A 2,762-nucleotide genomic window follows, 5' to 3' on the forward strand; every position below is an offset into this window, starting at 1 on the left:
GCCGCGGCGGACCTCGGCGGCAGCCTGGCCGTCCGCGGCGAGGGCGGCGAACGGCTCGCCGAACACGGCCGCCTGCCGCGCACGGACGACGCGGAACTGGCCCGCGTCCGGCTCAACGCGGCGGCCACCGGCGTCGCCTGCCCGCTGTCCGACGGCACCTGGGTCGTCCCGCTCTCCGTGCGCTCGCAGGACATCGGCTGCCTGCTCTTCCACCCGGCCGCCGGGGCCGGGGCGCCCGCCGACCAACTCCTCGTCTCCTACGCCCGCACGGTGTCGCTGCTGCTCGTCGTACAGCGCTCCGGCGCGGTCGAGGGGCAGGTCCGCGACGACCTGCTGGCCGACCTCACCACCTGGGACGGGCCGCCCGAGCGGCTCGTCGAACGGGCCAGCCGGTTCGCCGCCGAACTGCACCGCCCGCACGTCGTGGTCGTCGCGGACCCGCAGACCGGGGCCGGCGACCTCGTGGAGAGCTGGGCCGGCGGCTACGTCCGCCACCGGCGCGGCATGAAGACCGTCCAGTCCGGCCGACTGGTCCTGCTGCTGCCCGGCGAGGACGCGGCGGCCGTCGCCGAGGAGGTCCGCACCGCCCTCGCCGCCGCGACCGGCACGCAGGTCACCGCCGGGGCCTGCGGGCCCACCCGGGGTGCCGACGCCGTCCACACCGCCTACCAGCAGGCCGTGCGCTGCCTCCAGGCCCTCGTCGCCCTCGGCGGGACGGGCCGCTCCGCCGCCGCGCGCGACCTGGGCTTCCTCGGCATGCTCCTCGCCGGGGACCACGACGTCGCCGGATTCGTCGAACGCACCCTGGGCCCGCTCCTCGACCACGACGCGGAACGTTTCGGCAACCTGGTCGAGACCCTGGAGGGCTGGTTCAGCGCCGCGGGCAGTCCCACCCGCGCGGCCGAGATCCTCTACGTCCACCCCAACACGGTCTCCCGCCGCCTGGAGCGCATCACCCAGCTGCTGGGCCGTGACTGGCAGCATCCGGACCAGGCACTGGAACTCCAGCTCGCCCTGCGGCTGCAACGGGCCCGCACCTGCCTCGACCCCGAACCCGCCGGCCCCCCTGCAACGGTGCGGACGTGACCTGCCCGCCCCCCAGGTGCAGGCCGCCGCCCAGCAGCCGAGAGGCGTGCGCCAGCGACACCAGCGTCGCGTGCCGGTGCCAGCCGTGGTACGAACGCCCCTCGAAGTCCAGGGCCCCCACCGACAGGCTCGTCCCGCGGAAGTCGGCGTCGGCCCGCCCGATCAGCCGGCCCAGCCCCAGCAGGGCGCCCCGGCCCGCGCCCGACATGCCCGTCAGCCACAGCTCCGCCACCTCCCGGCGGTCCGGATCCCACACCCCGACCAGGGTCAGCGCCGACGGCCCGGGCGGCCCGCCGGGCAGCCGCACGGGCAGCAGCCCCACCAGCGAGGTCCGGGTCTGCCCCGGCCACGCCGGGTCGTGCCACTGCACGGGGCGCCGCTGGGAGCGCGCCAGTTCCGCGAGCCCGCCCGCCGACCCGGCCACCGCCCGGCTGCGCCCCGCCGACAGGCTCGGCGCGAGCAGCCCCGTACCGGCTCCCACCCGGATCAGGAACGGCAGCCGCGCCCGGGAGAACGCCTCCACCAGCGGCAGCACGCCCTCCTCCCGGGCGTCCGCCACCACCGGCAGCGCGGAGGCGCCCCATCCGGCCGTCTCCAGCACCATGTCCACGGCCAGCGCCTCCGCCGTGCGCGGATCCACCGAGTCCTCCGGTATCGCGGCCCGCCGGCGCAGCTCCGTGTCGTCCAGCCAGTCGCCGCTCAGCGACAGCCGCCAGTTGACGGGCGCCGCGCCCGCGCCCGAGGCCAGCCACAGCCCGTATCCGTGCTGGCTGTTGACCACCTGCCCCAGCTGCGGGACGAACCGCCGCCCCACGCCCACCGAATGACGGCCCGTCTTCGGGATCACCAGCGGCCGCACCACCCAGGCACGCGGCGCGAGCAGCCGCTCCAGCCCGGCCGTCAGCTCCGCCCGCAGCGGCGACCAGTCCCAGGTGGAACAGCTGATGAAGTGGTGCAGGCTCTGCTCCGCCGAGCGGCGGCCCGTGGTCACGGCGAGATTGCGCATCGTCTTGCGGCCGGGGGTGTTCAGCAGCCCGTGCACGTAGAGCTCGCCCTTGTGACGCTGGTCCCGGCGGCGCAGCGACCCCAGCACCGACGTGCGCAGCGCCCGCACCTCCGCGGACTGGTCACCTGTCGGGGTCTCGGCTTCCACCGGGCGGATGGCCCTCATGGTGCTCCTCGCGTTCTGCACCCCGGAACGTGGGGGCCGGGGCAGGTCATTGGGTCCCTCCACCGTCACCCGCCCACCGGCCGGCGCCCAGGTAGGCCGGAACCACACTTCCCGGCGCCGCCCGGGGCGGCCGACCGGTCCCGGCTCCCCGCCGCCGCGTACCGCCCCGGGTGGTGACCCGGCCACCACCCGGGGCCCGCCGGAACCCGTACGGGGCCCCGCGGGGACCCTCCGCGGCGCCCGCCGCGGGCAGCCGACCCCCGCGGATCCCTTGCCCCGCACGGCCGAACACCACCGGAACCGCGTACTCCGAACAGTGTGGCCGGGGAACCTCGCCCCCCGGGCGGATCTCCGGAAGCGTGGAGGTGCGCGTACCCGGCGCCCGTTCCGGGGCAGCCGCGCGCCCACACCCCCGACGACACCCTCGACGTCCTCGCACCCGGAGCCCCCTACCTGCACCTCTGCAACGCACTCTGCCAGCGCTTCGACGCCCACCGGGACCGCG

The 2,762-nt window shown here is 76.8% G+C and carries 2 protein-coding genes and 1 pseudogene; 2 read left to right on the forward strand and 1 reads right to left on the reverse strand.

Annotation, left to right across the window (positions count from 1 at the left end):
• On the forward strand, positions 1-1,086 hold a 1,086-nt coding region (locus ABZW32_RS39500; protein ID WP_356225712.1), incomplete at its 5' end, for a helix-turn-helix domain-containing protein.
• A gap of 472 nt (positions 1,087-1,558) precedes the next feature.
• Here the strand turns inward: ABZW32_RS39500 and ABZW32_RS39505 are convergent.
• Positions 1,559-2,257 (reverse strand): annotated as a pseudogene (locus ABZW32_RS39505) (transposase); the annotation flags it as partial.
• 318 nt (positions 2,258-2,575) lie between these two features.
• On the opposite strand from ABZW32_RS39505, the gene ABZW32_RS39510 reads away from it, so the two are divergent.
• Positions 2,576-2,762: hypothetical protein (locus tag ABZW32_RS39510; protein WP_356225713.1), on the forward strand; the 187-nt coding region annotated here is incomplete at its 3' end.

Source organism: Streptomyces sp. NPDC004667 (assembly GCF_040609475.1).
In the GTDB taxonomy this organism is placed as follows: Bacteria; Actinomycetota; Actinomycetes; order Streptomycetales; family Streptomycetaceae; genus Streptomyces.